The 394-nt window shown below is 38.8% G+C and carries 1 pseudogene; it reads right to left on the bottom strand.

What is annotated here, in order from left to right:
• Positions 1 to 394, bottom strand: a pseudogene (locus IU405_RS11975) (hypothetical protein); the annotation flags it as partial.

The following is a 394-nucleotide window of genomic DNA, read 5'->3' on the forward strand; positions in this document are numbered from 1 at the left end:
GTATACCCTGAAGAATTCCATCCATAAATAGCCTCAAAGGTGTCGTCTATAACTGAGGTATTTATCGTCAAAAAATTATTGGTGGCATCAGCTACACTATTACCATTGATATATGATGGAAATGGATTGGCTATTAAGTTCCAACGTCTTCCTGCACCTGAGTTTGCAGCATCGTTATTTTGAATCGCTATGGTAACATCTGCTGTGGGTACTATTCCTGTAAAAGATAATGTGCCTCCACTGGTGGTTGCCATTTGGTAGCCTTGGCCTAGTTGTAAATTCCCAGCAGTTGCACTGGTAGCGTTTGTCCAAGTATCTGTGGTATTGTCATAAGAACCTATTGCATAAAAACTTTTGTTTGTTGCTATATTGGCATTTTGTATGAAAGTACTAA

Source organism: Polaribacter sp. BAL334 (assembly GCF_015767435.1).
Taxonomy (GTDB): Bacteria; Bacteroidota; Bacteroidia; order Flavobacteriales; family Flavobacteriaceae; genus Polaribacter.